This window comes from Desulfobaculum sp., from assembly GCF_054921475.1.
Window position 1 is genome coordinate 1 of record NZ_JBUDSW010000304.1, and the last position, 3,791, is coordinate 3,791.

Sequence of the window (3,791 nt, forward strand, 5' to 3'; positions counted from 1 at the left end):
ACCAGGCAGCCCTGCAGGGTGAAGGAAAAGAAAATCAGGGTCAGGCCGTCGTCCGTGGGCGGCATGGCGAAATCGGTATCGAAGATGATCGGTATGCGCTCCTGCGCAAGGACCGGATTCGACAGGATCGGCAGTATGGCCAGCGCGACCACGCCCAAGAGGGCATCGCGCCCCGCGCCCGTAGACCTTCAAACGCCCCGACCAGACCAGCCCCACGGGCTCAGCGTCTGGCCGGGGCGTTTTGCATTTGAAAACCGCGCCCTTTATGCTAGGTTGGCGGGAAGTTTCCGCTTTTTAACCTCACAAGGGAGCCATACATGCGTTTTTTCATTGATACGGCAAATCTTGAGGAAATCCGGGAGGCCAAGCGTTATGGCCTGATTGACGGCGTTACCACAAACCCGTCGCTCTTTGCCAAGGAGTCCGAAAACTGGCGCACTCTGGCAGAGAAAATCTGCAAGGAAGTCAACGGCCCGGTCAGTCTTGAAGTTGTTGGGACAACGGCCGAAGAGATGATAAAGGAAGCGCGCGACCTCGCTTCCATCGCCTCCAATGTGGTGGTGAAGATTCCCATGCTCCTCGAAGGCATGAAAGCGGTAGCCCAGCTGTCGTCGGAGAACATCGCCACCAACGTCACGCTGTGCTTTTCGCCGTCTCAGGCGCTCATCGCGGCCAAGGCCGGAGCAACCTACATCAGCCCCTTTGTCGGCCGTGTGGATGATATGTCCTACGACGGAATGGAAATGGTGAATCAGATTGTCACCATCTACCGCAATTACGATTTTAAAACGCAGGTGCTCGTGGCCAGCGTGCGCAGTCCCATGCATATCGTGGAATCCGCCCTCATGGGCGCAGACGTTGCGACCATCCCCTTCAAGGTCCTCAAAAGCCTGTCCCAGCACCCGCTTACGGACATCGGGCTGGAAAAGTTCCTTGAAGACTGGAAAAAAGCCCCCGGCGCCTCCTAGCGCCCCGAGTGGCGAATACAAACGAGTAAAGGACGCCTCCGCGCGAAGCGGAGGCGTCCTTTTTTTGTGTGGGTGGTGGAGCGGGCGTGACGACCCGGCAAAGAAGAAGATGCTCCGCAGGGTTAAGGGCCGCAGGCCCGTCACGAGCCCGTTTAGACGCCAGTAATGCGTTCCGACCGAGCGGTCTCTCTCAGGCCCCGGCGGTTGGCGCCGCGCCTCCGCGGGCAACTGCCTAAGCGTGGAAGGGTAGTCCTCCCATTTTTAGGAGGCCTGAAAAGGAGAGGCTATGCCGCCCAACTCTTTTTCGGGCGGGCTTCCAGCCCGAAAGCCTAAGGATTCTTAAGGACGAAGTCTTTAAGCCATCGGAGATACCCTCTTGACCCCGGCGCGACGACCCGGCCTGCCCCTAAGCACCCCCTCGCCCTCGCTACCCTTTGAGCGCGTCGGCGAGGGTTTCGCCAGCATTGTAGCCCATTTCCATAAGGTCTTGATGCGAGGAGATGATGCCCCGGTCAAAGAGCGAAGGAACGGACATGGCGGAGACGATGTCATAGCCGAGCGCTTCAAGGGGCAGACGCAGGGCGTCGAGGGCAAAGCCGAGTTCCTTTTCGTCGGGCTGCTCGCCAATAATGCCGATGACGGCCTTGCGCCCCTGCCCAGCAAGCCGGCTGGACCAACCGCGCGGGCGGGTGTCCTCGAAGTCATAATAACAGTACAACCTGTCAATAAAGGCCTTCATCCATGCGGTAACATTGTAGTTGTGCACTGGCGAGATGAGAACAAGTCCTTTGGACTCCTGAATGCGTGGGTACAGAAGAGTCATTCCGTCCTGCAGACGCGTGCACATCTTCTCTTTGCGGCATTTTTCGCATCCGACACAGGACTCGTAGCGGTAATCGCGCAGATGCGCTGAAAAAATATGCCGGCCCTTGTCGGCAGCGCCGCTCAAAACGGCATCAAGCAATGCGTGCGAGTTGCCTTTCGCTCTGGGGCTTCCTTCCACTCCAAGAATCATATTTCCTCCTACGATAGCAGATAGATACGCATAACGCGCTCATTTGCGATACTCTCTCATGCATTTTGCCAGCTGAAGTAAGAAAAGGCCATGCTGCACTGGGTGAATTCGGTGAAACCGTGTCGCAAATGAACACCGATGGCAGATAATGTGCGAAGGATTGAGGGCGACACCCTCACCCAACAGCGCAACGGAATCTCCAGACTCCCTCCCTCTGCGTCCATAGCAGAAACAGATTAAAGAGCCCCCGTACCTTCCCCCTTCGTTCACACAGCAACCCCTTTGCGGGCCTTTTCTCCTTTGTTGCAAGGAATACGTCACGCAGACGTGAAAAACGCCGTACAAGGCGAATTTGAGCGTTTTAAGCCGCGCCAAGCACTCACGACGCGCAATGAACGCCGTTAAAGCCAAAAAAGCATGGACAGACAAGGCGGTAGGGGAGGGGAGCACGGCTTGAAAGGGCGAAGCTCCGTTCCAAAGTCTTTCGAGGAGGCGCATCAAGGGCCTTTCGCCGGAAAAGGGGCCTCAACATGGCTCAGAACCCCACAAGTGGCCCAATTCGAGGAACTTAGACGCAGAATGCGTGCAAAGTGACGACGCAAGAGCCAACAACCAATGAAGAAGCGAAAGACACAATGATACCAGCACAAAGTAGGCATTGAAAGTGAGCGGCAATCATCACAAGAAACCACATTACAGCGCAAAAAAGGCGCATAAAAGCACAGACCAACAAGAAGCAGACGACATCTGCACAGCCGGGAAAAGGAAATCCTGACGCATGTTCGATACGCATGAGGGAAAGAACCAACAACGCAGCACCACCAAGCCGTCAAAGAAAGGGCAACTGTGTCAAATCAGCACCCAGAGCCGCCTCAAGCCGTGTGGAGAACCTGTCGACGAAGCGTGGAAAAGACACCCACAAAACCACCTTGGCGCAGTTCGCCTAAGGCCTCAAAAACGCCGTGAAACATCGTGATAAAAGCTGCGCGAATACATGCCGGGATAGGGCATCAAGGGCGGTGAAAAGACGTAGAAAGTGCCCCGGTGAGGCAGGAAAAATGAGGCACCACGCGGCATTGAGTGGCAAATCATCGGCCCGAAACAACGAGGCGCACAAGCCCGCAAGGCTGGGCATCAAGGCCCAATATGGCGCGGAGCACCGGCGAGGAAGAGCCGCCAAAAATGGGCGTAATCCGCCTAATTGCTCGCATATCCGCGCTGTGAAAGCTGTGGAATTCAGCAGGAAAAGTCGTCGGCAAGGATCCCTCAGGAGCTCAAGATCTGAAACTCAGGGGCCGAATCAGGGCAAAAACGCGCCAGACAAAACGGCCAAAAACGGGGGCAAAATGCCGGGGCGAAAGCCCAATCGCGGCCCGTTTTCGACTTGAGTAAAAGTCTCATAATGTAAATTATGTTAACTTTAATAAACGAAAGGAAATGCGTGAGCCTTTTATCCATGCGGGTTTTGTGTTTTTACCCCTGCCTGTGAAACACTTTTCCCACGTTTCACTTGAGGTTGAAGGATTTCCGGCGCCGCTGCCGCCATCTTGGACGTCAAACCGGAGAAAGACTGACCGGCCTCGCCGACGATCCTGACAAAACCGCCGCCCCAAAACGGCACACTTCTCCCTGTCCGCCTCTCTCAGGCTTCGGTGATTATGACGTAATTCATAGGCAGATTCCGCCTGACATGTCCGGTGGGAATGCGTGCTCCTTTTTGCCGGACTCGAAGGCTCACACGCACGAGCGGCAACGCCCCCATGCACCGTAGGATGGCTAGGCTCGCATTCTTTTCAGCTTCTCTCTTT

Annotated in this window: 2 protein-coding genes; one reads left to right on the forward strand and one right to left on the reverse strand. The window is 55.8% G+C overall.

Annotation, left to right across the window (positions count from 1 at the left end; all coding sequences use genetic code 11):
• The first annotated feature begins 317 nt into the window (after positions 1 to 317).
• The gene (gene fsa, locus ACY69P_RS14980) at positions 318 to 968 is read left to right on the forward strand and encodes a fructose-6-phosphate aldolase (RefSeq protein WP_404844961.1); all 651 of its coding nucleotides are present in this window, start codon (positions 318 to 320) and stop codon (positions 966 to 968) included.
• Positions 969 to 1,395: 427 nt separating this feature from the next.
• On the opposite strand, the gene ACY69P_RS14985 is transcribed toward fsa, so the two are convergent.
• Positions 1,396 to 1,983 carry a flavodoxin family protein gene (locus ACY69P_RS14985; RefSeq protein WP_459899909.1) on the reverse strand — a complete coding sequence of 196 codons (588 nt, stop codon included), beginning with the start codon at positions 1,981 to 1,983 and terminating at the stop codon, positions 1,396 to 1,398.
• Positions 1,984 to 3,791: the final 1,808 nt, after the last annotated feature.